Raw genomic sequence first — 26,322 nt, 5'->3', positions numbered from 1 at the left:
TATTAATTGTTAAACGGCTTGTTTTTGCGTATTACTAGTAATAAACAACGACACGTTTACATTATTGATTATTTGTTTTATTTCCGACTCGTTTTTCATTGCAGCTCCTTTATTACTAGAGCGGTTAATAAACAACAAGTTAACCTTATTTTTACTTAAATATTGATCTATATTTTTAATAGTGTTATCGTTTTTTTCAAACACAAAATCGATAGCCTTATTGGTAGATTTCTCCACTTCTATAACTGCTGTGTTTGCACTATTTACAATATTAAACGATTTTAAAGGTGTTTTTGCCTTGGCGAACAAATTACTTGTAAAATCTTGATTAAAGACTTGAGTCTGCCCATTAAGCAAACCAATATGCAAATCGGTTTCTGGAGCTATCCCGTTATTACTTGAAACTATCATAACTGGTCCGTTGTGTGTTTTTAAAACAAAATCGGTAATATGATCGCCTGCTAATTTTAAAACCTTTGTATTTCGTCTTCCTAATACAATAACATCCGGTTTTGTTTCTCTAATATAAGATTCAATTTCAGACTTTACATTACCTAAACTGTAATTAAATGAAATACCTATATTATAAGCTCCAATAATTGGATTTATAAGTTCTTGAATTTTATTTTTTGATTCGTTTTGATCCTGATTTATGGTTCGAATGGCAGACAGTTGACTATCGCTAGCTACAACATCAGTTGGTTTTTTTACGTGAAAAACATCAACCTCAGCATCAATCATCTTTGCCAAACCAACAGCACTTTTTATAGTACTGTCGGTATGTTTTTTTAAATCTGAAAGAACCAATATTTTATGCTTAATTACTTTCATAGGTTTTAACTTAAGCTTAAACTTGATTTTGGTCTTTCATTAAAGAATCTAATAAAACTCGATGGATTTTCTACAATTCCACGTTTAGAAACTAGCTTAATATCAATATTCCTTTCTTTTGCCTTAAAAAGAAAATCTTCTAGAATTTCAATAATATCGTTATCTAAAAACCTGGTTTTAATTAAGTCAATTTCTAAATACGATTCTAATGGTAAACTATCTAATTCTTTAAGTATAGCCCCTTTGTTAAAGAAAGTAACCTCTTCGGCTAAAGTCATTTTAATTTTATGCTTACCATTACTTTTATCTTCTATATGAAGGAAGTGTGAGTTTTGGTAACTCTTTAAAAGAATAACCACAACACCAACAGCAAGACCTAAACCAATACCCCAAAGTAAATCGATAAAAACAATACCTAAAACAGTTACTACAAACGGAACAAATTGTTTCCATCCCATTTTATACATTTTAACAAACAAACCTGGTTTCGCTAATTTGTAACCAACTACAAGTAAGATTGCAGCCAACACAGACAATGGAATCATGTTTAGTAATTTAGGAATAACAACTACCGAAATTAATAATAAGAAACCATGTATAATAGTAGACATTTTAGAAAGCCCTCCGGACTGAATATTTGCCGAACTTCTAACAATTACCTGTGTAATTGGCAATCCTCCTACTAATCCAGAAACTATATTACCCGTTCCTTGAGCTAATAATTCGCGATTGGTTGGTGTTACATTTTTATGAGGATCTAATTTATCTGTAGCCTCAACACTTAATAAGGTCTCTAAACTAGCCACTAAAGCAATTGTAAATGCTACCACCCAAACATCTGGATTTACAATAGATGCAAAATTAGGGAAGCTAAATTGTCCTAAAAAAGAATCAAAATCTTCAGGAATTGGAACACTTACTAGGTGAGATGATGCAATATTTAATGTGTCGCTATCTTGGGTTAGTCCAAAATAAACAACACCCACTACAACAGCTACAAAAGGTCCTTGAATAATTTGAAAAATTTTAGCTTTTTTTGATAATACTTTATCCCAAAATAAAATAATCCCTAAACCTAAAAGTCCAATTATTAGTGAACCTAATATAAGATGGTCGGATATATTTAACAAAGCAGAAAAAGTATTTTCACCAGAGCTTTCTATAAAACTATCGGCTCCTTCTAACTCAGCATCATAACCAAAAAAGTGAGGGATTTGTTTTAAAATAATAATTATTCCAATACCGGTTAACATCCCTTTAATTACGGATGATGGAAAATAATACCCAATAACTCCAGCCTTTAAAACACCAAAAATAATTTGAATAATTCCAGCTAAAACAACCGCTACTAAAAAATTCTCATAGCTTCCTAAGCTAACAATAGCAGTTAAAACAATAGCTGCTAAACCTGCTGCAGGACCACTAACACCTAATTTAGACCCACTTAAAGCTCCAACAACAACACCTCCTATAATACCTGCAATAACACCCGAAAATAATGGCGCTCCACTCGCTAATGCAATACCTAAACATAATGGCAATGCAACAAAAAACACAACTATACTCGCTGGTAAGTCGTTCTTAATACTCTTAAACATACATAATAATTTTCCTTTTGGTTAGAATATTTTAAAACCAAAAGCGATTAAACTTAATAATTAGACCTGTACAGTAAAGGCCTGAAAACGAAATTAAATTATGTTTAAATCGGGGGGAGGGGAAATTAAATTGAGATGTGGTTTAGGGTAATTTTTAAAATAATACCCGAACTTCTGAAGGTTTTTAAACTCAATACTACTTAAATAATCGTTATTTTCTAAAGAAAATGGAGATAATACATTTTTTGCCTTACCACTTTCCTCTTCTTCAGCTAAAGAATAAAATATTGATGTATCAACAGAATCGTCTAAAACAGCAATGACAGATGGGGCTGACATGAGACCCATAAATAAAACTATGAAGAATGTTGCTGTAATTTGTTTTTTCATCAAAAAAATAAAGCGCAAATATAACACATATCCCTATTTAATAGTGTTAAATTTTCATTAAAACTATAATCTACAAAGCCTTTAATAGCTTTAAATCTTCAGAGTTTACCCATCCCGTTTTACCATCAGAAAGCTCTATTTTATTCCAACCACTATAGGATTCAACAATTTGAACTTTAGTTCCTTCATGCAGTCTAAAAGACTCCTCACTTCTTGTATTAGGATCGCTTTTTACCTTACTTTCTTGAGCAAAAATAATAGCAGGGTTATCCATTTTATCTAAATTAAACTTATGAAAAGCAAAAGCTAATGTTATAAAAACGAATATTAAAGCCACTATACTACCAATAAATGCTAAACGCTTATTTAGAGTGGAATACGCAAAATAATACACTAAAAACAACACTACAAAACAAAATACTAAAACCACTGATGCTTGCGCCCAGGCATCAAACGACAATTTATTGGTGGTGGTGTTTAATAATTTTGAGAATCCTGCATCAGGGACCACATCAATAGCATCAATCGTCATATTTCTAGCAAAAGCTATATTGTTTTTTATATCAGCATCATTTGGTTTTAATTGTAATGCTTTTTCATAATAAAATATACTTGGCGCAATATTATTAAGTTTATAATGCGCATTTGCCAAATTAAAGTATAATTCAGCCGAATGCTTTTCGGTGTCTAAAATCATACTATAATTATCTATAGCTTCAGCATATTTACCTTGGTTATATAAGTTATTTGCTTTTTCGAATACTGTTTGGTTTTGTGCAAAAATTCCAAAACTCAACAAAAGCGATAGTATGTATAATATCTTTTTCATATTAACGTGCTTGTTTATCGATTAATGAAATTGTTTTTGCTGCCTTATCATAATCTTCTTGCATAGTAACAATATCTATAGGCGTATATCGGGCTAACTCACAACTTTCTAAAATCCCTTCAAAGTCTTTAATAACCGTATCCTCAACGCCTTTTCCAGCTAACAAACTCTTAATTTTATCCTTGCTAAGTTCATTTGTTTCAATCTGTAACTTTGCTTTTAGGTAATTATGTAATGCTTTTTCTAAAGCAATATAAAAAGCTTCTTTTTTACCTAAGGCCTTTTTAGCATGACTTAAATATTTACGAGCAAGCTTATTGGCTTTTCTAATTTTATTACCAGACACATCGGCATCTCTTATCGCCTTCTTTTTGCGAATTAAAATAGCCAATGGAATTGCCAAAAACGGTATAAGAAGTAGGCTCCAAAATGTGCTTGTCTTAAAAAAGTACTCTGGCTTTATAGCAGAAAAGTTAGTTTTTGTTTTTATAAAAGCAAACTGATCATTATTTAAAACTACAGCTTGTTTATTACTGTTGGTAGCCTGATTAGTATTAGATGATACTGAATTGTTAGATGGTCCGTTTAAGACATTAATAACAATTTCGTCTGATGTTAGCCTCTTGTAGCTTTTAGATTTCAAATCGAAATACGAAAATGAAATACTTGGTATAGGATACTTACCTTTAAATTGAGGCACCACAGTATAACTATCAGAAATACTTCCTTGCATACCCAATAAATTGGTTGTAACATCCTCATTATGCTCTGGCTCGTATACTTCTAGAGAACTTGGTAGCGATATTTTAGGAAGTTTAAAAAGTTTTAAGTTTCCGTTACCAGACACCTTTACTTTTAACAATAATGATTCTGTAGCATCTAATTCCGTTTTAGAAGAGGACACATTAAGTTTAAAATCGCCAACAGCACCAGTAAAATCTGCTGGTTTACCTGCTTCAGGCAATCCCTTTACATTAATGGTTTGGTTACCAGCCGAAACGGTTCTATTTACCCGAGTCATTAATAAACTACCAAAGATGTCACGTCTGTTTGACGGTACACGCATAGAAAGATCTAAGGTTAATGGTTCGATATTTAATTTTCCTGTTTTTTGAGGATATAATACCGTTTTTCTTAACACCAAATAACGATAATTTTCACCCTTATATGTTCCATTTTGAACTTTTTGACCTTGAGTATTTATATTCTGACTCCAAAAATCGTTGTACCTTGGTGAATCAATTTCATTCCAATTATCGACAGCTATTTTAGGAGACACATAAAGCTTATAAACTACTGTAATAGCTTCATTAAGGTATGGGTTTGTTTTTGATATTTCGGCAACCAAATGTATGTTTTCCGATGCCAAATAATTAGGATCGTTAGGATCTTTAGGAATATCGACTGCAGCCGTTACCTCAATATTTAAAGGTGTTGTTTTATATGTTTCACCCTCAATGGAAATAGTAGCTTGAGCAATAGTAAAATTTCCACGCTTTTTAGGTGCTAAAAAGTAGGTGTATGTTTTTTTAAAAGATCGTTTACCATTAATCCACGAATTACTTACAGATTGATTAGGACCACCAACAACTGTAAAACCATTAAAATTTGGTGGATTAAAGTTATCGCCATCTTGATTCATTTCAAAATCAATTCGTAAGCGCTCGTTAACCCCTAATTTGGTTTTACTAGGCTTAGCATCAAATTTCACCTGTGCGGTTGCAATACTTGAAGTAAGTATAAAAAATAATACTAATGTGTGTTTTATTAACTGCATGATTCTTTTTCAACTTTCATTTTCACTTACAAGAATTATAATTTCTTGTCGCAAACTTACAACTTCTAACGACCTACTTATAGTTTTACTTTACCAATCTTTATCGGTTTTAATTTTAACACCTTTTTGTTTTTCGGCATTCATTTTTTCTTGAACTTTTTGTTCTTGATTGTTCATAGCTTCTAACAAACTTTTAATCTGTTGAGGGGATAATTGACCCGGTTGCTGTTGTGGTTTTTTATTGTCTTCCTTATCCTTATCGCCTTCATTTCCTTTATCTTCTTTTTCATCTTTAGGCTTACCATCTTCATCTTTCTCATCATCACCTTCCTTTTTGTCGTCGTCGCCTTCGTCCTTTTTATCCTCTTTATCCTCGCCCTCTTTATCTTTGTTATCTTGATTTTCTTTCTGGTCCTGGTTCTCTTTATTCTCGTCCTTATTTTCGTCTTTATTGTCTTTATCGTCCTTATTCTGGTCGTCCTGCTGTTGCTGCTGTTCCGCACACACTTTTGCTACACCTAAATTATAACGGGTTTCATTATCGGTAGGATCGTTTCTTAATGCATTTTTATAGGCTTCAACCGCTTCCTTACATTTTTCATTTTGCATTAAAATGTTCCCAATGTTATGAAATGCCTTATGCTTATCAGACTTTGTATTAGCTGTTTTTACAGCTTGTTCTAATCGATATAACGCTTCATTTAAATTACCGCTTTTAGCATAAGATGTACCTAAATTATAAGCACCTGTAGCTCCTGCTGGTTGTTCTGCAATTGCCTTACGATAAGCCATTTCTGCCGAAATAAAATCATCGCTAGCAATTAGCTCATTACCTTCATAAACAAAATTATTAGCCTTTTTAGCAGCCAATAATAAGGCTTCGTTTTCCTCTTGCGAAAAAGAAAAAACAGAAGTTATAATTAATATGAATGTTATTATGTACTTCATTTTTTATTTCTAAATTATAGAATCTTTAGTGTTTTTGTCGTTAAAAAAATTATAAAATAATTTCAGCTCAACAGATTTCAGGGTTTACGGAAATTAAAAGTTCTCATTAAACAGGTTCAACCGCTTTAACCAGCCTGTTTTTCTTTCTAACAGTAAAACATCTATCAATAAAAAGAAAATACCAAAACCTAAAAACCATTGAAACTGATCTTTAAAATCTGCAAACTCTTTAGCTTCAAATTCTGTTTTATCCATGGCATTTAATATCTCACGAATTTCCTCTACAACATTATTTGTGATTTTGCCATTAATATATACACCATTGGCTTCTGATGCTATATTTTTAAGTGTTTCTTCGTTTAATTTAGTAATTACCGTTTCACCTTGACTATCTTTTTTATAACTTAAAACGACTCCGTTTCTTTTTTCTGGAATTGGTCCACCTTTTACGTCCCCAACCCCAATTGTAAAAATTCTAATACCTTCTTTACTGGCTTCTTCTGCAACTACAGCTGCTTGTTCGCTATGGTCCTCGCCATCTGATATAATTATAAGTACACGATTGGTTTGCTCCTCATTATCAAAATAGGTTTTAGCCAATTTAATAGCTTCGTTTATGGCTGTACCTTGAGATGATAACATATCGGTATTCATGCTTTGTAAAAACATTTTAGCCGACGCATAATCTGTAGTAATTGGCAGTTGCGGAAATGCTTTTCCGGCATAAGCAATAATCCCCACACGGTCGCTTGCCAAATTATTAATAATTTGAGTGACTAATTGTTTCGATTTTTCAAGTCGGTTTGGAGCAATATCTTCTGCCAACATACTTTTAGAAACATCGACAGCAAAAACAATATCGACACCTTCGCGCTTAACAGTTTCTAGCTTGGTCCCAATTTTAGGATTTACCAAAGCTATAGCTAAACATAAAAAAGCTAAACTTAAAACAATGATTTTTAAAACGGATTTAAAAACAGATCTGTTTGGGCTTAACCGTTTTAGTAATGCAGTATCAGCAAACTTTTTTTGAGTTCTGTACCTCCAAAACTGAAGCACCAAAAAGAGCAGGATTATTACTGGAATAACTCCTAATGTCCAAAACCATATTTTTTCTTCTAATTGAAACATAAACTGTATAGTCGTTATTTGTTTAATTGTTTAGACAAAACTTCTAAAAACGGTGTAACGTAATAGTAATTCCATAAGCAATAATAAGCCTGCTAAAATTACTAATGGTCTAAATTTTTCTTCGTAATTATAATATTTAAACTCTTCGATTTCTGTTTTTTCTAGCTTATTTATTTCTTCGTAAATCTCTTCAAGCTTTTTATTATTGGTAGCTCTAAAATATTTACCACCTGTAACCTCAGCGATTTCTTTAAGTAATTCTTCATCAATTTCTACTTGAATTCGTCCGTATTGAAAATTACCGTTTGGCAAAATGGCAACTGGCGACAAGGCCATTCCGTTGGTCCCTAAACCAATAGTGTATGTTTTAATGCCATACTCCACAGCCAATTCACTTGCAATTTTTGGATCTATAAACCCAGAGTTGTTTACACCATCGGTCAACAAAATAATAACTTTACTTGACGCTTTGCTATCCTTTAATCTATTTACGGAAGTTGCTAAACCCATTCCTATAGCAGTTCCGCCCTCAATAATATTATTGTATTTAATGCTTTTAAGCGAACGCAACACAATGGACTTGTCGCTTGTAATTGGCGTTTTAGTATAACTCTCGCCAGCGTACTCTACCAATCCTATCCTATCGTTTGGCCTGCCTTTAATAAACTCGGAAGCTACTTTTTTTAAGGCTTCTAATCTGTTAGGCGATAAATCTTTTGCCAGCATACTTGCCGAAACATCAATTGCCATTACAATATCGATACCTCGCGTAGTTTTAGTTTTTGTAGACACATCGACCGATTGTGGTCTAGCCAAGGCTACAATTAAAAGCGCTAACGCTAATAAGCGTAATCCAAATAACAAATGCCTAAGTTTTGGCAACCACGAACTGGTAACCTTAAAACCTTTTAAACTTGACATTTTAAGTTCGGCCGTTTGTTTATTATGTTTTAAAACATACCAAAGCACAGCCATTGGCAGTACTAAAAGCAACCAAAAAAACTCTTTATTTACAAATTCAATACCTTCTAACATTATTCTTCCGCAGGTTTAAGTTCGACTGAATTTAAAATACGATCTACCATTTGTTCGGCATAAACATCATGTTCTTTATAAAAAAGCATCACTTGTTGCACAACGCTTTTTGATGTAAATCCTAAAATAACATATTTACCTTTTTCTAGTTTATCCGTTCCTAAAACAGGCGAATCCATAGTACCGTAAACCTTTAATCCTTCGGCACCATTTGGTGTTACAAACTTTTCGTTTTTAGTAATTATATTTTGTGCTCCAGCATTTTCAAACACCTTTAAAGTGCCTTCCATAGCTTGTTCAAGATTAATTTTATTCTCGCCTAAATTTTTAATATTTGTTGTAGCAACCTGTATTTGAAATTTATCAATTAAGCTTCCATAGCTAAATTGGGTTAATTCTATTTGTTGCGCCATTTCTTCCGGCAATTCTGGTGTACTTCTTTTTAAAACTTTAGGTGTCGAAATGGTAATTGGAGGAACTCCGTACTCACTTCGAACCCAATCGCCCTCTAAAAGCTCCTTACTATCATGACCAATTATGGTGTCTTTTACAAAATCGAATCCGTATTTTACAGAGAGCCCTGTTAAGGTTGCAAGTAATAAAAACACGCTAATACCAACGGTTAGCCAAATCTTTTTACGTTTCTTTTTGCGTTCTTGTTCTTCTCTATATTTTTCATCCAGAAGCTTTTCTTCCTCGGTAGGTTCTGGTAAAGCTTCTTTAACATGATCAATTTCAACATCAATAGTGTCTCTATCAATTTTAGCCAATTCAATATCTGGAGCAGATTTTGCAAATTTCACTAAATCGGCACGTTTTAAGATGTCTTCTAAATTCTTGATATCTTCCTGACTTAAATCAACTTGATTTGCCTTTTTTAGTATTTTTAATCTTGAAATTAACTCATCGGTTGTACTCTCTAAAGCTTTATCGTATACTTTTTCGTCAAGATATTTTCTTACAATAAAGGTTAACTCTGAGTAATAATCCTTTAAATTTTGATTTTCCAAATACGTGCTTTCATCCAACTTACGAATTGCTAATTTTGCTCTATCATAAGGCGGTAATAAGGCTATTTTTTCTTCTTCGCTTAGCGGCTTTTTTCGCCAAATAAACCAATATAACAGAAATGCCAATGCACCTATAATTAACAATACTAATATTAGATATTTCCACCAATCGCCTCCGCTTTTTTCAACAGCAATAATGGGCTTTATATCATATAAACCTTGTGTAGTATCTACCACAACATTGTTAACTTCAACCTTTAACGAATCCGTAAAAAAAGTTTTATCGCCAATAATTATTTTTTGCCTCGGAATGGTGTAGGCCCCAGAATCAAATTGAGTTAACCCATATTTTTTAATCAGGTTAAATTTATCGCTTTTCTTTAGCGTATCAATATCGTATGATTCAATTACCTCTAAAGGCGAGAATGTCTGCCCTTCTGGAAAAACCACTAAATCTGTAGAATCTGTTTCAACCTGAACATAAAATGTGATTTGCTCACCAATTTTAATTGTAGTTGAATCGATGGTTGATGAAACCTGGGAATATGAAAATATAGAAAGAAGCATAAAAAATAAGCTTGAAGCCTTCGCACTCATTCCCTTAAACCTAATCATAAAATCGTTATTCATATTTAATATCTTCATTCTTCTAACTGCACACTTCGTGCCCATTACCCTCTTCTTTTAAAATAGCCTAAAAGCTTTTTTACGTAGCTTTCATCAACACGACAATCAATGGTACCTGCACCAGATTTTGTAAAACTATCTTTATAATATGCTACTTTTTGGCTGTAGAACTTTCCGTAATTAACGCGTACTTTTTTTGAAGCTGTATTAACTAGCATTAATTCGCCCGTTTCCTCATCTTGCATTTGCACAACACCTAAATTTGGAATCTCCTCTTCTCGCTTATCGTAAACCCGAATTCCAGTAACATCATGTTTACCAGAAACAATTTTCATGGTTTGATGATAATCGTCTGCAATAAAATCAGAAAGTACAAATACAATGGCTTTCTTCTTCATGACGTTTTGTAAAAACTTTAAAGCCTCGGCAAAATTTGTAAGTTTGCTTTCTGGCTCGAACTCTATAAGCTCTCGAATAATACGAAGGACATGAGAGCGCCCTTTTTTAGGCGGAATATAAAGCTCTACCTTATCTGAAAATAAAATAAGCCCTATTTTATCGTTATTCTGTGTTGCCGAAAACGCTAAAGTTGCTGCAATTTCGGTAACTACTTCATTTTTAAACTGCTGGTTAGTACCAAACAACTCAGAACCTGAAACATCGACCATTAGCATCATGGTAAGTTCGCGCTCTTCCTCAAAAACTTTTACGTAAGGTTCGTTATACCGTGCAGTAACATTCCAATCTATATTTCTAACATCATCGCCAAATTGATACTGACGCACCTCACTAAAAGTCATACCACGACCTTTAAAGGTAGAATGGTATTCTCCTCCAAAAATATGATCAGACAAGCGGCGTGTCTTAATCTCAATTTTTCGTACTTTTTTTAGTAATTCTTTAGTATCCATCTAATTAGTAAACAGTTTTCAGTCGCAGTTTTCAGTTATCAATAAACCGTTAATTTTTTAGCACTCAGCAGAATAAACATTTGCCTATTGATACTGAATACTAGAACCTCTCTTTATGGCACCTCTATTTCGTTTACTATTTTGTTTATAATATCTATTGAAGTTATATTTTCTGCCTCGGCTTCATAAGTAATACCAATTCTGTGCCTTAACACATCATAAACTACAGCACGAACATCCTCAGGTATTACATACCCGCGACGCTTAATAAATGCATAACATTTTGCTGCTGTTGCTAGGTTAATACTACCACGAGGTGACGCTCCAAAAGATATTAACGGTTTTAAATCTGGAAGTCTAAATTTTTCTGGATAACGTGTTGCAAAAATAATATCTAAAATATATTTTTCTATTTTCTCATCCATATAAACCTCTCGAACAGCATTTTGCGCTTTTAAAATCTGCTCTATAGAAACCACTGGGTTTACTTTATCCCAAGAGCCTTTTAGATTAGCTCGCATAATTAATTGCTCTTCGTCAATTTTAGGATAATCAATAACTGTTTTTAGCATAAAACGGTCAACCTGTGCTTCAGGTAAAGGATAAGTTCCTTCCTGCTCAACGGGGTTCATAGTTGCCATTACCAAAAATGGTTTGTCCAACCTAAAGGTTTCATCGCCAATAGTGACCTGCTTTTCTTGCATCGCCTCAAGTAAAGCCGATTGTACTTTTGCGGGCGCCCTATTTATCTCATCTGCCAACACAAAGTTTGCAAATATTGGTCCTTTTTTAATTGAAAAGTCATTAACCTTCATATTGTAGATTAATGTTCCTGTAACATCGGCAGGTAACAAATCGGGAGTAAACTGTATTCTACTAAAACTACCATCTACAGCCTGTGCCAAAGTATTAATTGCTAAAGTTTTTGCTAACCCAGGAACACCTTCAAGCAAAATATGCCCTTGCCCTAATAAACCAATTAACAAACGCTCAACCATGTGTTTTTGACCCACGATGACTTTATTCATTTCTAGCATCAGTAAATCAACAAAAGCGCTTTCTTTTTCAATTTTCTCATTAATTGACTTAATATCAATTGTACTGGTTTCTTCCATCATTTTTTGTTTTATTATAAATCCAAAAATACAGTAGTTATTTTCGGTTTGCAAAGTGTTAAAATTTTTGATGATACCGTGTTAAAAAATGGTTAAAAATTTTAAAGAAACTCAATGTTTACAGTATTTAACAATTAATTATTATAAGTTTATCTTAAATAGTTAAAGCATCCTAACTTATATAATCTTAAAAGCTTCTTTTTTATAGTGACTTTTAAGTATTTTTATAGTTCATACAACAAACACACCACATGAAAAAAACAGCACTAATTACTGGAGCTACAAGCGGAATTGGTGAAGCTACCGCTTATGAATTTGCAAAACAAGGCATAAATTTGGTGCTTTGCGGCAGACGCTTAGAACGCCTAAACACCATTAAAAAAGCTTTAGCACGATTAACCAATGTTCATGTTTTAAACTTTGACGTTCGAGACAAGGAGGCCACTTTTAAAGCCATTGAAACGCTTCCAAATTCTTTTAAAACTATTGATATTTTAATAAATAATGCGGGTAATGCACATGGTTTAGATCCTATACAAAACGGAAGTATTGACGATTGGGATGCCATGATGGACATTAATGTAAAAGGGTTACTATATGTTAGTAAAGCTGTAATACCTCAAATGACCGAGCGTAAATCTGGGCAAATTATAAATATTGGTTCGTCGGCAGGTAAAGAAGTATACCCAAAAGGCAATGTGTATTGCGCAAGTAAACACGCCGTTTTAGCCATAACTGAAGGGATGCGTATTGATTTAAACCCTTATGGAATAAAGGTGGGTGCTATTAATCCTGGTTTGGTAGAAACCGAATTTTCTAAGGTACGCTTTAAAGGGGATGCCATTGCCGATAATGTGTACACTGGCTTTAAAGCCCTACAAGCAAACGACATTGCTGAAATCATTTATTTTGCTGTAACCAGACCACCACATGTTAATATTGCCGATCTATTGGTGTTTCCTACAGCACAAGCAAATTCAACTACAGTAAAAAAATCTTGTTAAAGCAAAAAACAGGATATTTTATAAAAGTTAAACGCTTAAAAATGTTTGCCCAAACAATTTAATTAGATATATTACACTAATTATCATAACTTTACAACACAACAACCTTTTAATTTAAAATTTACAGCTTACCCTTTTTAAAACCTTTAGAATTTAAACCAACGTATTCATTAATAAATGAATTCAATTATACAAAACACAGTCCTCAATAAATTCTTAATTATGAAAAAGAATCTAAAAACTTCAAGCTTTTTTATTTTAACCATTTTATTATTTATTTGTTCTTGCGGAAGTGAAGACGATTCTAGTACAAGCACAAAAATAATCGTTAAAAACTTAGTTACTAATTTTGATGAAAACCCAAGTATTAATGAGGTTATTGGGACAATTCAAGCTACAAGTAATTATACATTAAGCTTTCGAATAACTTCTCAAACACCTTCTGGAGCATTAAAAATTAATCCTAGTACAGGTGAATTATCAGTAGCAGACCCTACGGTTTTTGATTTTGAAACTAACCCAATAATAAGCGCCTCAATTTCCATTATTGACCAAATTGATACAGCAAGTTCTACAGCCACAATTAACATTAACAACCTTGATGATATTGCTTCTTTTTTATCGACATCTGAAACAAATTATTTGGCAGCCGCAGATGGAGAATGGGTTATTATTGAAGAAGCAGAGTATAATGCTTTAGCTAATAATTTAAATGACATTACCAAAGTAGCCACTTCCGATGATGATTATAACGCTTACGAAAGCTCTAACCTTAACGCCCCTACATCGTTTACTGCCGCAAACAATAATGGCTTAAACATGCCTAGTAGCAGCTATGTTTTTGCTTTTAAAACCAATAACCATGCTGTTAGTTCTACAAATAAAGTAAAACAATCGAGCACAAGTGTTTCAGATGGTTTTATAGATTTAGGTAGCGTTTTACCAGCTAATATTGTGGGTACCAATTGCTTTGTTTTAAAAGGAAGTAATAATCCAACCACCGACGTGGGTTATTTAGGCATATATGCAAACAAAAGCATTAGTTTTAAGAATGTTGCAGAACGGCATGTTGCAACAGGACCTGAAGATGTTAACACCTTACCCAACTCAGCCAATCAAATTGTTTTATACCAAGGTTTAAGCACAACTCAAAAACAATGGTAAAAATCTTATTACCTTATAAAGAAACTTAAATTGCCCTATCTAAAAGGCCATCGCTTTCGAGGAAATGAAAAACAGACTATGTTTAAATGATTAACAAACGCCTACTCATAAAACACTTACTTGCTCATAACGACGAGAATAGCTTTTATGATAAAAAGCGAAAAGTTGATATTAGCCATAAAGAAGGAAAAGCTAAATTCTTAAAACATGTTTGTGCCCTTTCTAACAGCAACCCCAAAAACAATTCGTTTATAGTAATTGGTGTTGAAGATGAGGACAATACTATTATAGGTGTCGATTTTTTTGATGATAGTAAAATACAAAACCTTATTAACGCCTATCTTACTAATCCACCAATTGTACAATACGAAAATATTCCGTTTCCGCACCTATCAGACGACAAAGTAGTTGGATTAGTAACTATTAGGGCAACAGGAAAAATTACATCGCTCAGAAAAAATATTTGGAAATATTACGGAGGTTCTGTTTTTTTAAGAGATGGCAGTATAAGCATGCCTAAAGTATTTGATATTGAAATTAAGGATGTAAACTCTAAAATTGTTGAGGCCATTGAAAAACATGCACAAAACAATATTGAGCATACCTTAAACGGCGTTTTCGATTTTTTGAATAAACGAAAGGATGTAAACGCTCAATACAAGGTTTTTAAAGAATATTTCGTGGTGTGTTGGGCGGGTTTAAAAAAAGAAATAAAGGAAGAATTTTTTTATTCGCGGGTTGACATCGAATTAATTAACGAACAAGTACGCTTATTTTTTTCTGCTCTTGATGAAGTTTCTATTTCTATTAATGAAGATAGTTTTAAAATTATAGAATATGTAAACCTAGGTTTTCAAGGCAGAAAAAAATACTATCAGTTGGAAGAAACACTAATAACCTTTGAAGAAAACGCCAATTATAGCATAGACACAAAACTATTGTTTGAGCCCCCTCAATTTGATAAAAAAGACTTACATCATATTTACAACACCAATAATGCTATTTTAGAAAAGTTAAAAAAAGGATTAACATTAACGGTAAGTGAGCAAATGGATCTTAAAAACCTACCTGCTACTTATTTAATTTGCTACTTAAATTTATTTCATCAAGCCATAGATAAACTGAACGAGGCTAAACCTTATTTAAAAAACTATAATAAAGAGGTTTATGATCTATACAAAGAATCTTTACGAATATTACGCAAAGTAAAATATAGCTAAATATAATTGCTATCAAGCCCCCCTTTACTACTTCAAAAAACTTCTTTATCTAACTTACCCTCTGTATACAATAAATAAAATCAAGGTATTACATAGTTTTAGTTCACCGAAATACAATTGTATAACAGTTAGATTTTTAATTTTATTAACATTAAAACAACAATTATATCCTTGATTTTTATATATTTGTAATGCTATTAATCATTTAATTAAACCTTGTGCTCCAAATCGATTTTGAATCAGAGTCAAGGTTTTTTTATGCTTAAATTTTATTAAAAAGGTATTGTTTTAGCTCTAGGATTTAAAATAGGGGTTAGTTGGCATGTTTGACTCCCCGACCTAAGGAAGCATCGAATATTGAAATACTTTCATATAGGAATTCAATAATTTAAAATATAAACTAATGAATAAAAGCCAACCCTTATGGTAACGCCAATTTTTAAAATGAGTTCTAAATAAAATCCAATTGATTAAAAGATTTATTGAGCACTTTTTTATCATCTACCTCGAGCCATTTATCTAAAACAGTAGCGTAAATAGTTCTAAAATCTATTTCGAATATTAAATCGCCGTTAGCATCCAAATTACTTAAACTAGCCATATTATTATAAAATCCTGGCCTTTTTAGGTTTTCTCCAATTACAAATACATTGTTTGCTGTACCGTGGTCTGTACCCACACTCGCATTTTGTTTTACACGACGACCAAATTCTGAAAAGGTTAAAATTAAGGTGTCTTTAAAAGTGTTGTTTTCTTTTAAATCTTGCACAAAAGCTTCAACACTATCTGCATATACACCTAATAAACGTTTTTGGGTATTTAATTGATTTACGTGCGTATCGAAACCACCTAATGAGGTGTAAAACACTTTGGTTTCTAAGTGCGAATTAATAAACTGCGCAGTGGTTTTCATTTGCTTTCCAAATTTATTATTTGGGTATTCTTTTTGACTGGTAACCGTTTTACTGGTTTCGAAAATATATTTAGCAGAAGACTCGGCAGCAATCATAGATTTATATAAATATCCCAAATTGTGCTCGCTTAAATGCGCATCGTTTTGGTGGTTATGAATGTTTTTAAAATAGGGATCTTTAGACAAATTATATAGCGCTTTGGCATCTTGTGTTGCAATGGCATTAAATTGTTCGCCTTTCATGGCCAAAGACAAACTTTCGTCGACCTCAATAGCGCTATGCGGTTGTTTACCAAAATGATCTAAATAGCGGCCAACCCATCCGCTTTGCGAATATTTATCGGAATCGGTAGCAGTTTGCCAAATATCCATAGACCTAAAATGGGACCGAACAGGGTTTGGATACCCTACATTATTTATAATGGATAAATAGCCTTGATCGTACAGGCGTTTTAGTGGCTCTAAACTAGAGTTTAAACCAACCTCATCATTTAATTTAATAATCTCTTTATTTGAAATCCCCAATGTAGGACGCTCTCTATAATACAAATCGTTTCTATAAGGAATTATGGTATTTAATCCATCGTTACCTCCAGATAATTGTATAATTACTAAGCGCTTGTAGCCTAATTTACTACTTGCAACTTCCTCGAACGCTCTTATAAAACTAGGAACAAAAAACAGGCTACTAGCTAAAGATGATTGTTTTAAAAATTTTCTTCTGTCCATAATTAACACATTTGATATTCGGGTAACGACATAAGCTGCACGCAATATTCTTTTTTAGAGACTATTTCTAAAGATTGTAAATATGCTTTGGCATTTTCATTAACTTCACAAGCCAAAATATGGCTTTGGAAATCGATTAATTCAACATTTTTAAATTGTGCATTGAAATAGTTCCAATTAACCTCCGTTTTAAAACGTTTGCCAAAATTTTTCTTAAAAAATTGTTTTTTAACTTCTGCGTAAGCATCAACCTCTCCGACTTTTTCTATAGATATATAGGCATTGTTTAATAATAAAGAAGGTAGTTTTAAACGTAAAACAATTGTGTTGCTATCTATCCAGCTTTTACCCCCTTTCCAACCAGCAACATTAGGCGGTTTTAATAAGATTTGCCCTAGTAGCTTTTGAATATATAACAGTTGTTGAGGGTTCTTGAAATCAATTGGCACCAATGTTTTAAGACCTACTATAAACTCTATTGGAGATTTAATTTTCGTGCCTATATTTTTTTCATCATAAAACCAATTAGACATGAGCATGTAGCGCATAAGGTTTTCAATATTATAATCCTTATAAAACACATTAGCCATGGCATTTACATGACTCTCATCAATCACATCATTCACAAAATAACGATATACTTTTCCACATATATATTTAGCACATTGCTTTTGCTCCAATATGATATCAATAATATCTTCACCCGAAAAATTACCTGTTTTTCCAAAAAACGTTTTTTCGCCATCGTGATGTGCTCGTTTTTTAAACACAAACTCACCTTGTATATTATGGCTATAACCTGTAAATGCTTTGGCACTTTCTTTTATATCTTCTTCGGAATAATGCCCAACACCCAAAGTGAATAATTCCATTAATTCTCGTGCAAAATTCTCATTAGGTCTTTGTTTTTTGTTCTGCTTAGTATTTAAATATTTGGTCATTGCTGCTTCTTTAGAAACAGCATTAACAAAAGCTCTAAAATCGCCCAAGGCATGCTTTCTAAGAGTGTTATTGAATTGTTGTATATAGGTAATACTATTATCTTCGCACACAAAATGATTTGCCCAAAAAAGCGTCATTTTCTCCCTTAATATTTCAGGTGAATTAGTTAATCTATCAATCCAACTTACATTAAGTTCAAACTGTTTTTTTCGACTTAATTTCTGAACTTTTTTACGGGATTCTGAATCTAATTTAAAATCCATCATCGTAGCACCACTATAAATGGCTATTAATTCTGATGTATCAACTTCTAAAGGTGTAATTTTTTTTGAAGCTTCAAACACCCCGTTAATAATTGCTTTATCACTTTTTTTTGATAACTTATTTAAAGTTGATGGTAAAATTCCAAAACCTATTCGTCTGTACAAATGTTGTATGTGCTTTGTTTTCATAGGGCAATGGTTTTAAGAAATAAATCCAATTAATCAATAACGTAGTAAACACTTAGACTTCAATTAATTAAAATGGTTTAATCTGATTTATGAAGATACAAAAAACCGTTTCAACTTTGAAACGGCTTATAGAATAAATAAATTTCACATTTAGTAACTATGACTCCCATATTTCTGCAACACTAGTAACACGTTCTACATTTCATAAAATTAGAGAATATGACTTACTTTATAATCTAATTTACAAATACGTATTATAAATCAAATTTTATACCTTGTGCTAGCGGCAACTCTGTAGTGTAATTAATTGTGTTGGTTTGACGTCGCATATATACTTTCCAAGCATCAGATCCCGATTCACGTCCGCCTCCAGTATCTTTCTCACCGCCAAAAGCGCCACCAATTTCGGCTCCAGAAGTCCCTATATTAACGTTAGCAATTCCGCAATCGGAACCTTGAACGGACAAGAAGCGTTCTGCTTCACGTAAATTGTTGGTCATAATTGCAGAGCTTAATCCTTGAGCGACTTCATTTTGAATATTAATAGCATTGGCAACCGTTCCAGAATACTTTATCATGTATAATACCGGCGCAAAGGTTTCATGTTGTACAATCATAAAATGCGGTTTAGCTTCCGCAATTGCAGGCTTTACATAACATCCACTTTCATAACCTTCGCCAGAAAGCACACCACCTTCAACAATAATACTACCACCTTCTTCAACTACTTTTTCAAGCGCGTTTTTATACAGGCTTACTGCTTGGGTATCAATTAAAGGGCCAACATGGTTATCTTCATCTAACGGGTTTCCAATCCGTAATTGCTTATAAGCATCAACAATTGCAGTTTTTACTTTATCATAAATCGATTCATGAATTATTAATCGACGTGTACTGGTACAGCGTTGTCCTGCAGTTCCAACAGCACCAAAAACAGCACCAATAACAGTCATTTTTATATCGGCATCAGGTGTAACAATAATGGCGTTATTTCCTCCCAACTCTAATAAACTTTTACCTAAGCGTCCTGCTACTTCTTTAGCCACAATTTTACCCATTCTAGTAGAACCTGTTGCCGATATTAATGGAATACGTGTGTCCTTGGTCATAAATTCACCAACCTTATAATCGCCATTTATTAAACACGAAATACCTTCTGGTAAATCATTTTCAGCAAAAACCTCGGCCGCTATATTTTGGCAAGCCACACCACACATAGGTGTTTTTTCTGAGGGTTTCCACACGCAAACATCACCACAAACCCAAGCTAAAGCCGTGTTCCATGCCCAAACGGCCACAGGAAAATTAAAAGCCGAAATAATACCAACCACACCTAGCGGATGATATTGTTCGTACATGCGATGTCCTGGGCGCTCAGAGTGCATAGTTAAACCATGTAATTGACGTGATAAGCCTACTGCAAAATCGCAGACATCAATCATTTCTTGCACTTCTCCCAAACCTTCCTGGTAACTTTTTCCCATTTCATAAGAAACTAGTTTCCCTAATGCCTCTTTCTTTTCGCGTAGTTTATCACCAAACTGACGTACAATTCCTCCACGTTGAGGTGCGGGTATAGTTCTCCAAGTTTTAAAAGCCGATGTAGCAGCTTCCAATACTTTTTCATAATCTGCCTTAGTAGTCTGTTCAATTTTACCAACCAATAATCCATCTACAGGCGAATAAGATTCAATAATTTCACCAGAAGAAAAGTTAGTTAATCCTATAGACGAGCCTTTATTTACTCCTGTGACTCCAAGTATTTTAAGTGCGTTATCGATACCAAAATTTGCTTCATTATTTTTCATTAATTATTGAGTTATGAGTTATACTAACAATCTTTACGAATATACCAATTAAAAGTCGTTTTTACTGAAATTTACAAATCATAAAATGGATGATTTAGTGTTTAAATTAAAAAATAAAATCATTCAAATAACTTATCGTTTTACCCAATACCTTAAGCCTAATTTATTCATTACATTTTGGATTAAATTTAAACCTTAAGACTTATTTAACGTTTTATAACAGCCCAAACACCAAATTTTGAACGTAACTTTATTAACGAGAAACTCCCTACGCTTTCTTTTTTAAACTAATTTTGTTCATTTAAATTCATCTATCCATGATACCGAAAAAGCTTATCGCCTTAGTTTTTATACTTTCATTAGTAGTTTCTTGTAAAAATAAAATCGTAGAAACCGACAACCTTTTTAAGTATCGAGCTTACATAAGTTACACAACTTCAGGCATAACATCGGTTGCAAATCCTATCCAAATTAATTTAGCTAACGAAGTTGACGGTTGGGAATTAGACCAAGAAATCACAGATAACATTTTTAGTATCAAACCACATGTCGATGGCAAATTAACCGCTGGAAATACACACACACTCCTTTTTACACCCGATGAAAATCTAGAACCAGACACCGAATACACAGTAACCATAAAACTTGCCGACATTTACAAAAACATACCAAAAGGTTTTAAAGATTACACCTTTCAATTTAAAACTATAACACCAAGTTTTAACATTGAAACCAACCATTTACAATCGTATAGCAAAAATTGGCAATACTTGGAAGGCGTTATTAAATTGGCCGATGTCATCGCTATTAAAGATGCCAAAACTTTAGTTAATGCGTCTCAAAATGGTAAAAACTTATCCATTGTTTTTAATGAAGCCAACACATCTTCTAAGTACTTCGAGTTTAAAATTGACAGCATTAACCGTAAGGTTGAAGATGATAAAATCCTTATAAAATGGAACGGTAAAGCCATAAAAGCATCAAACGAAGGCGAAAATACAATGGCTATTCCCGGTATAAATAATTTTAGTATTGTAAATGTAGATGTCATTCAATCGCCGGAACAATATTTATCTTTAAATTTCTCAGACCCATTAAAAAAGCAACAAAATTTTGATGGTTTAGTAACTATTCAAAAAGTGAACAACCCAAAATATGTTGTGGATGGAAATGTGTTAAAAGTCTATCCAAATACTAAACTAGTTGGCAACATACAAGTAGATGTATTTCAAGGTATAAAAAACACCGATGACTTTAAATTGAAAAAACCATTTTCTGAAACCATAGCTTTCGAATCTTTAAAACCACAAGTTCGATTAATTAGTAACGGCATCATTCTACCAAATTCCGAACAACTAAAATTCAATTTTGAAGCTGTTAATTTAAGCACTATAGATGTTCGTATTATTAAAATTTTCGAAGACAATATTCTGCAATTTCTACAAGACAATAATTTAAACAGCAACAATACTTACGATATAAAAAAGGTTGGCCGTCGTATTGCAAAACAAACTATACCATTACAAACAGCAGCCGAAAATTCTGGAAAATGGAAAGCTTATAGCATAGATTTATCTCAATATTTCAACGCAGACGCTGGGGCCATTTACCGCGTAGAATTAAGTTTTAATAAAAACTATTCTTTATACGATTGCGAAGCTAATACAGCAACTTCAAACTCTGAAAATGATGATTATGACGAGTATTACGAAGACGACTATTATGAAGGCGATCACCTAGAAATAGATAGTGACGATGAAGAATTACTAGAGGAGGCTTATTGGGATAACAAAGCATATCGTTACAAAAACTACACCTATAATTGGCGCGAAGAACAAAATCCATGTCATGATGCCTATTACAGTGAAAATAAAATAGTTTCCCAAAATTTATTGGCTTCAAACTTGGGAGTTATAGCTAAACAAGGTGCAAACAATTCCTATTATTTTGCGGTTTCCAATATCCTTAACACAAATCCAGAAGCGGGAGCTAAGGTGGCTATTTATAATTTTCAGCAGCAAGAATTAGCAAGTAGAAATACAGACGAGCAAGGTTTAACCTTAATAGATTCTGATAAAAATGCGGCTTTTGCTATTGTTTCGAAAGGAAAAAACAGAACCTATGTGAAACTTCATGACGGTAACTCGTTATCATTAAGCAAATTCGATGTTTCTGGAAATCGTTTACAACGCGGACTTAAAGGTTACATATATGGCGAACGTGGTGTTTGGCGACCGGGGGACACGTTGCACCTAACCTTTATGCTGAATGATAGAGCAAATCCGCTTCCAAAAAACCATCCAGTTAAACTTGAAATTACGGATCCAAATGGCAAATTGGTCCATAAAAACGTAACCACCAATTCAATTGATAATTTTTACAAGTTTACTGTAACCACCTCAACCGAAGATAAAACAGGAAATTATAACGCCAAAGTATCTGTTGGAGGTGCCACATTTTATAAAACTTTAAAAATTGAAACCGTAAAACCCAATCGCCTAAAAATTAAAGTCGATTTTGAAAATGAAATCCTTTCTAACAAAGCACCACTTAAAGGCAACTTAGATGTTAAATGGCTTCATGGCGCTCCAGGAAAAAATTTAAAAGCCGAAGTAAAAGCTAAATTTAGTACCGCTAATACTGCCTTTAACAACTATAAAGAATATACATTTAATGACCCAACACGAAACTTTCAAACCGAAGAAATAAATGTTTTTGAAGGCAAAGTAAATCAAGAAGGCTTAGCAACAATTAATAAAAAACTGAGTATTGGTAAAAACGCACCAGGTATGCTAAACGTTCAGTTTTTAGTACGTGCCTTCGAAAATGGTGGCGACTTCTCAATGGATACCTTTATTAAACAATACGCGCCTTACGAGTCTTTTGTTGGATTACGCTCTCCAAAAGGCAATGCATACGGTTCATTTTTTACAGACGAAAATCAAACTTTTGATGTCGTTCTAGTCAATGAAAATGGCAAACCTATAAAACGAAATAATCTAGAAGTTAAAATCTATAAAATAGAATGGCGTTGGTGGTGGAATTCATCTTACGATAATTTATCAAGCTATGTATCTAGCAACTATCACAGGCCATACACCACAACGAAAATAAACACAGATGCTAAGGGAAAAGCGACTTTTAACATTAAGGTTCCTGATAATGATAAAGGCCGATATTTAATAAGAGTTACCGATCCTGTAAGTGGACATGCCACAGGACGAACCGCTTATTTTTATAAAAACTGGTGGCAAAAAGCCCCATCTAGCGATAAAGAAGCAGCTAAAATGTTAGTCTTTTCTGCAGATAAAGAAAACTATAATGTTGGCGAAACAGCTAAAGTATCGTTTGCCTCAGGAAGTGAAGGTCGCGCTTTGGTTAGCATAGAAAATGGCACTGAAGTTTTAGATTATAAATGGGTAAAAACAACGAAAGGTGAAACAATGGTTGATATTCCAATTAGCAGCGACATGGCTCCAAATGTCTTTGTAAACATCTCATTATTACAACCTCATGCAATTACTAGTAACGATTTACCAATTCGTTTGTATGGCGTAATTCCAATTATGGTTGAAGACCCTAACACCAAATTGGAGCCCCAATTACAAATGCCAGAAAAGTTACGTCCAAAGCAAACTTTTGAGGTTAAAATATCTGAAAAAAACAAGAAAGCCATGACTTATACCATTGCTATGGTTGAAGAAGGCTTACTTGATTTAACACGCTTTAAAACCCCAAATGCCTGGGATGAATTTTATAAACGTGAAGCTTTAGGTGTAAAAACCTGGGATGTTTTCGATGATGTTATTGGTGCCTATTCTGGTAGCATAGACCAAGTATTTGCTATTGGTGGCGATGGAAGTGCTGGTGGTGGAAAAAATAAAAAAGCAAACCGTTTTAAACCTGTAGTCACTTATTTAGGCCCATTTAAACTGGATGCAGGACAATCAAAAACACATCAAATTAAACTTCCTAATTATATAGGCTCGGTTCGCACAATGGTGGTTGCCGGAAACAACGTAAATGAAGCGTACGGAAGTACCGATAAAGCCATAGAAGTTAAAAAACCGCTTATGGTTTTAGCAACGCTTCCGCGGAAATTGAGCCCAGGTGAAAAAGTAACTTTGCCCGTAACCGTATTTGCTATGGAACCTAAAGTGAAAAACGTAAACATTAGTTTAAAATTGAGTGATGGTATTTCGATTGTTGGAGAAACATCAAAGACATTGAGTTTTGCCCAACCCGACGAACAAATGGCTTATTTTAAATTGGATGTTAGTAAAGCTAAAGGTTTTAACACCGTTGAAGTGATTGCTACTGGAAATGGTGAGAGATCAACTTTCAAAGTGGAGTTAGATGTTTTAAACACCAACCCAATAACATCAAAAGTTCTAGATAAAACCTTGGCAGCAAACACCTCTGAAACTCTTAATTTCACAACCTTTGGAGTAGCAGGAACAAACACTGCAACTATTGAGTTTTCGACCTTACCTCCCATGGATTTTTCTCGCAGATTGCAATACTTAATTCAATATCCGCATGGTTGTGTAGAGCAAACCACCTCGAGTGTATTTCCGCAATTATTTTTAGCTGATATTTTTGATTTGACCTCTAATAATAAGAAACAAATTCAAAGTAATGTAGAAAATGGCATTAAACGACTAGGACATTTTCAACGTGCACATGGCGGACTTAGTTATTGGATTGGAGAACCTAACGCTAATGATTGGGGAACAAGTTATGCGGGTCATTTTATGATAGAAGCCGAAAAGAAAGGTTATGTGCTACCACTAACGTTTAAAAGCAATTGGCTAAAATACCAAAAGCAAGCAGCTAGAAATTGGCGCCCAAGTTATAAAACCTATAATTCTGATTTGGCTCAAGCCTACAGACTTTACACATTGGCGTTGGCTGGAAGTCCGGAATTGGGGAGCATGAACAGACTTCGAGAGTTCTCTGAAATTTCAAACGAAGCTAAATGGCGATTGGCAGCGGCTTATGCCTTAGTTGGACAGCAAGAAGCGAGCAATAAGATTTCGGAATCTGCAAATATTAATTTTAAACCTCAGTCTTATAATTATTATACCTATGGTTCTGCCGATAGAAACCGAGCCATGGCCTTAGAAACAATGGTGCTAACCAAAAACTCTGAAATGCGAGAACTAGCCGAAACTATTGCCAAAGATTTATCGAGCAACCGTTGGATGAGTACACAAACCTCAGCATACAGCTTATTGGCTATGTCTAAAATGGTTAATGCCAATGGCGGAAAAGCATTAAAAGTAAATTACACCATAAACGGAAAAACGGAAAGCATAGAAACCAAAAGCGCCATTGCCCAACGTGAAATAAACGTTGTTGAAGGTACTAACAATTTAGCATTTGCAAACGCCAAAGACAATGTAGTTTATGTTAGAATTTTAAATTCTGGAAAATTACCGCTCGGTCAGGAATGGGTAGAGCAACGTGGTTTAACCGTATCTGTTAAATACAAAGATTTAAAAGGAAATCCAATTGAAATTTCTAAGCTCATGCAAGGTCAAGATTTTATGGCTACAGTTAGCGTAAGTAATTTAAGAACCTCAGCGGTAAATGATGTGGCATTAACCCAAATTTTCCCATCGGGTTGGGAAATTGTAAATACCCGTTTTACAACCTTTGGAAGCACCATAACAAGCGCAGCAAGACATACCGATATTAGAGACGACCGCGTGAATTTCTATTTTGATTTACCAGAAAAGGGAAAACATAGCACCAAAACATTTAACATCATGCTAAACGCATCGTATTTAGGCACTTATTATTTACCTGGGGTACAAGCAGAAGCTATGTATGATAATGAGTTTTTGGTTAGAACTAAAGGGGAATGGGTTACTGTAGAGAAATAA

The 26,322-nt window shown here is 33.5% G+C and carries 18 protein-coding genes; 4 read left to right on the top strand and 14 right to left on the bottom strand.

The annotated features are described in order from the left end of the window. Nucleotides 1-9: 9 nt before the first annotated feature. The 11 genes from ABJM36_RS07875 to ABJM36_RS07825 form a co-directional block, all read right to left on the bottom strand. Complete coding sequence (locus tag ABJM36_RS07875; protein WP_348450901.1) at nucleotides 10-831, bottom strand: universal stress protein; 822 nt, start codon at nucleotides 829-831, stop codon at nucleotides 10-12. A gap of 5 nt (nucleotides 832-836) precedes the next feature. Next, the gene (locus ABJM36_RS07870; protein WP_348450900.1) at nucleotides 837-2,429 is read right to left on the bottom strand and encodes a SulP family inorganic anion transporter; all 1,593 of its coding nucleotides are present in this window, start codon (nucleotides 2,427-2,429) and stop codon (nucleotides 837-839) included. Between the two features lie 93 nt (nucleotides 2,430-2,522). Continuing rightward, the gene (locus tag ABJM36_RS07865; protein ID WP_348450899.1) at nucleotides 2,523-2,768 is read right to left on the bottom strand and encodes a hypothetical protein; all 246 of its coding nucleotides are present in this window, start codon (nucleotides 2,766-2,768) and stop codon (nucleotides 2,523-2,525) included. A gap of 121 nt (nucleotides 2,769-2,889) precedes the next feature. Next, nucleotides 2,890-3,648, bottom strand: coding sequence for a tetratricopeptide repeat protein (locus ABJM36_RS07860; RefSeq protein ID WP_348450898.1), 759 nt, complete (start codon nucleotides 3,646-3,648; stop codon nucleotides 2,890-2,892). A 1-nt stretch (nucleotide 3,649) separates the two neighbouring features. Further along, nucleotides 3,650-5,425: a BatD family protein gene (locus ABJM36_RS07855; protein WP_348450897.1), complete on the bottom strand. Its 1,776-nt coding sequence runs from the start codon at nucleotides 5,423-5,425 to the stop codon at nucleotides 3,650-3,652. Nucleotides 5,426-5,515: 90 nt separating this feature from the next. After that, the gene (locus ABJM36_RS07850; protein ID WP_348450896.1) at nucleotides 5,516-6,373 is read right to left on the bottom strand and encodes a tetratricopeptide repeat protein; all 858 of its coding nucleotides are present in this window, start codon (nucleotides 6,371-6,373) and stop codon (nucleotides 5,516-5,518) included. A 93-nt stretch (nucleotides 6,374-6,466) separates the two neighbouring features. Beyond that, nucleotides 6,467-7,504, bottom strand: coding sequence for a VWA domain-containing protein (locus ABJM36_RS07845; RefSeq protein WP_348450895.1), 1,038 nt, complete (start codon nucleotides 7,502-7,504; stop codon nucleotides 6,467-6,469). Nucleotides 7,505-7,534: 30 nt separating this feature from the next. After that, nucleotides 7,535-8,539 carry a VWA domain-containing protein gene (locus tag ABJM36_RS07840; protein WP_348450894.1) on the bottom strand — a complete coding sequence of 335 codons (1,005 nt, stop codon included), beginning with the start codon at nucleotides 8,537-8,539 and terminating at the stop codon, nucleotides 7,535-7,537. Next, complete coding sequence (locus tag ABJM36_RS07835; protein ID WP_348450893.1) at nucleotides 8,539-10,179, bottom strand: hypothetical protein; 1,641 nt, start codon at nucleotides 10,177-10,179, stop codon at nucleotides 8,539-8,541. The genes ABJM36_RS07840 and ABJM36_RS07835 overlap by 1 nt, the downstream gene beginning before the upstream one ends. 41 nt (nucleotides 10,180-10,220) lie before the next feature. After that, the gene (locus ABJM36_RS07830; protein ID WP_348450892.1) at nucleotides 10,221-11,087 is read right to left on the bottom strand and encodes a DUF58 domain-containing protein; all 867 of its coding nucleotides are present in this window, start codon (nucleotides 11,085-11,087) and stop codon (nucleotides 10,221-10,223) included. A 113-nt stretch (nucleotides 11,088-11,200) separates the two neighbouring features. Then, nucleotides 11,201-12,202: a MoxR family ATPase gene (locus ABJM36_RS07825; protein ID WP_348450914.1), complete on the bottom strand. Its 1,002-nt coding sequence runs from the start codon at nucleotides 12,200-12,202 to the stop codon at nucleotides 11,201-11,203. 251 nt (nucleotides 12,203-12,453) lie between these two features. Between ABJM36_RS07825 and ABJM36_RS07820 the strand changes: the two genes are divergently transcribed. The 3 genes from ABJM36_RS07820 (at nucleotide 12,454) to ABJM36_RS07810 (ending at nucleotide 15,590) form a co-directional block, all read left to right on the top strand. After that, a complete protein-coding gene (locus ABJM36_RS07820; RefSeq protein ID WP_348450891.1) occupies nucleotides 12,454-13,206 on the top strand; it encodes an SDR family NAD(P)-dependent oxidoreductase in 753 nt (250 codons plus the stop codon). A gap of 222 nt (nucleotides 13,207-13,428) precedes the next feature. Next, entirely contained in the window at nucleotides 13,429-14,370 is a 942-nt protein-coding gene (locus ABJM36_RS07815) for a cadherin repeat domain-containing protein (protein ID WP_348450890.1), read from the top strand. 86 nt (nucleotides 14,371-14,456) lie between these two features. Next, nucleotides 14,457-15,590, top strand: a complete 1,134-nt coding sequence (locus ABJM36_RS07810) for an ATP-binding protein (RefSeq protein WP_348450889.1) — start codon at nucleotides 14,457-14,459, stop codon at nucleotides 15,588-15,590. A 451-nt stretch (nucleotides 15,591-16,041) separates the two neighbouring features. Here the strand turns inward: ABJM36_RS07810 and ABJM36_RS07805 are convergent, their stop codons facing one another. The 3 genes from ABJM36_RS07805 to ABJM36_RS07795 all read right to left on the bottom strand — a co-directional run bounded on the left by ABJM36_RS07805 (nucleotide 16,042) and on the right by ABJM36_RS07795 (nucleotide 20,434). After that, nucleotides 16,042-17,232 carry a DUF1501 domain-containing protein gene (locus ABJM36_RS07805; protein WP_348450888.1) on the bottom strand — a complete coding sequence of 397 codons (1,191 nt, stop codon included), beginning with the start codon at nucleotides 17,230-17,232 and terminating at the stop codon, nucleotides 16,042-16,044. 2 nt (nucleotides 17,233-17,234) lie between these two features. Further along, nucleotides 17,235-18,626 (bottom strand): DUF1800 domain-containing protein, encoded by a 1,392-nt coding sequence (locus tag ABJM36_RS07800; RefSeq protein ID WP_348450887.1) that lies wholly within the window; start codon nucleotides 18,624-18,626, stop codon nucleotides 17,235-17,237. A 254-nt stretch (nucleotides 18,627-18,880) separates the two neighbouring features. Further along, nucleotides 18,881-20,434: an aldehyde dehydrogenase family protein gene (locus tag ABJM36_RS07795; protein ID WP_348450886.1), complete on the bottom strand. Its 1,554-nt coding sequence runs from the start codon at nucleotides 20,432-20,434 to the stop codon at nucleotides 18,881-18,883. Between the two features lie 317 nt (nucleotides 20,435-20,751). Between ABJM36_RS07795 and ABJM36_RS07790 the strand changes: the two genes are divergently transcribed. Beyond that, nucleotides 20,752-26,322: an MG2 domain-containing protein gene (locus ABJM36_RS07790; RefSeq protein ID WP_348450885.1), complete on the top strand. Its 5,571-nt coding sequence runs from the start codon at nucleotides 20,752-20,754 to the stop codon at nucleotides 26,320-26,322.

Source organism: Algibacter sp. (assembly GCF_039977455.1).
Classification (GTDB): domain Bacteria; phylum Bacteroidota; class Bacteroidia; order Flavobacteriales; family Flavobacteriaceae; genus Algibacter_B.
The sequence above is the reverse complement of the archived record's forward strand: the minus strand, read 5'-3'. Positions and strand labels throughout refer to the sequence as shown.

What these genes read in the sequence shown, in the direction of transcription:
- ABJM36_RS07840 (WP_348450894.1), bottom strand. Translation starts at nt 8,539, where the DNA reads ATGTTAGAAGGTATTGAATTTGTAAATAAAGAGTTTTTTTGGTTGCTT.
- ABJM36_RS07815 (WP_348450890.1), top strand. Translation starts at nt 13,429, where the DNA reads ATGAAAAAGAATCTAAAAACTTCAAGCTTTTTTATTTTAACCATTTTA.
- ABJM36_RS07790 (WP_348450885.1), top strand. Translation starts at nt 20,752, where the DNA reads ATGATACCGAAAAAGCTTATCGCCTTAGTTTTTATACTTTCATTAGTA.
- ABJM36_RS07800 (WP_348450887.1), bottom strand. Translation starts at nt 18,626, where the DNA reads ATGAAAACAAAGCACATACAACATTTGTACAGACGAATAGGTTTTGGA.
- ABJM36_RS07795 (WP_348450886.1), bottom strand. Translation starts at nt 20,434, where the DNA reads ATGAAAAATAATGAAGCAAATTTTGGTATCGATAACGCACTTAAAATA.
- ABJM36_RS07850 (WP_348450896.1), bottom strand. Translation starts at nt 6,373, where the DNA reads ATGAAGTACATAATAACATTCATATTAATTATAACTTCTGTTTTTTCT.
- ABJM36_RS07870 (WP_348450900.1), bottom strand. Translation starts at nt 2,429, where the DNA reads ATGTTTAAGAGTATTAAGAACGACTTACCAGCGAGTATAGTTGTGTTT.
- ABJM36_RS07820 (WP_348450891.1), top strand. Translation starts at nt 12,454, where the DNA reads ATGAAAAAAACAGCACTAATTACTGGAGCTACAAGCGGAATTGGTGAA.
- ABJM36_RS07810 (WP_348450889.1), top strand. Translation starts at nt 14,457, where the DNA reads ATGATTAACAAACGCCTACTCATAAAACACTTACTTGCTCATAACGAC.
- ABJM36_RS07830 (WP_348450892.1), bottom strand. Translation starts at nt 11,087, where the DNA reads ATGGATACTAAAGAATTACTAAAAAAAGTACGAAAAATTGAGATTAAG.
- ABJM36_RS07865 (WP_348450899.1), bottom strand. Translation starts at nt 2,768, where the DNA reads ATGTCAGCCCCATCTGTCATTGCTGTTTTAGACGATTCTGTTGATACA.
- ABJM36_RS07805 (WP_348450888.1), bottom strand. Translation starts at nt 17,232, where the DNA reads ATGGACAGAAGAAAATTTTTAAAACAATCATCTTTAGCTAGTAGCCTG.
- ABJM36_RS07855 (WP_348450897.1), bottom strand. Translation starts at nt 5,425, where the DNA reads ATGCAGTTAATAAAACACACATTAGTATTATTTTTTATACTTACTTCA.
- ABJM36_RS07860 (WP_348450898.1), bottom strand. Translation starts at nt 3,648, where the DNA reads ATGAAAAAGATATTATACATACTATCGCTTTTGTTGAGTTTTGGAATT.
- ABJM36_RS07845 (WP_348450895.1), bottom strand. Translation starts at nt 7,504, where the DNA reads ATGTTTCAATTAGAAGAAAAAATATGGTTTTGGACATTAGGAGTTATT.
- ABJM36_RS07875 (WP_348450901.1), bottom strand. Translation starts at nt 831, where the DNA reads ATGAAAGTAATTAAGCATAAAATATTGGTTCTTTCAGATTTAAAAAAA.
- ABJM36_RS07835 (WP_348450893.1), bottom strand. Translation starts at nt 10,179, where the DNA reads ATGAATAACGATTTTATGATTAGGTTTAAGGGAATGAGTGCGAAGGCT.
- ABJM36_RS07825 (WP_348450914.1), bottom strand. Translation starts at nt 12,202, where the DNA reads ATGGAAGAAACCAGTACAATTGATATTAAGTCAATTAATGAGAAAATT.